Annotated in this window: 1 protein-coding gene; it reads left to right on the top strand. The window is 64.2% G+C overall.

Annotation, left to right across the window (positions count from 1 at the left end):
* Positions 1-147: 147 nt before the first annotated feature.
* Positions 148-391: helix-turn-helix domain-containing protein (locus EXE44_RS18430; protein WP_137718079.1), on the top strand; the 244-nt coding region annotated here is incomplete at its 3' end.

The raw sequence follows: 391 nt of genomic DNA, 5'->3' as shown, positions 1-391 counted from the left end.
ACCGTGAACGGCCGGGAGCGAATCGGACAACACACTGTCCGCCACCGACGGCAGACCGGATGGTCCACACCGATAGAGGACGCTCCGAAAACGCGTACAACTCGACTCATAGTAAAAAGCTATAATCCCCGCCCCCGTTCTTCCGATATGACCGACGATCTCCGGGACACGCTCGATCGCGTCGGGGACCGATTCAACCTCGGCGAGTACGAGATCGACGCGTACCTCGCGGTGTTGGAACACGGGGAACTGACGGCGAGCGACATCGCCGACCGGACCGACATCCCGCAGCCGCGGGTGTACGACACCGTCCGGAGCCTCTCGGACCGCGGGCTCGTCGAACTCCGCGAGTCGCGGCCGATGAAGATCGTCGCCGTCGACCCCGACGACG

Source organism: Halorubrum sp. SS7, from assembly GCF_005435055.1.
Lineage (GTDB): Archaea > Halobacteriota > Halobacteria > Halobacteriales > Haloferacaceae > Halorubrum > Halorubrum salinarum.
Note: the sequence above shows the minus strand (reverse complement) of the source record. Positions and strands in the feature narration are given on the sequence as shown.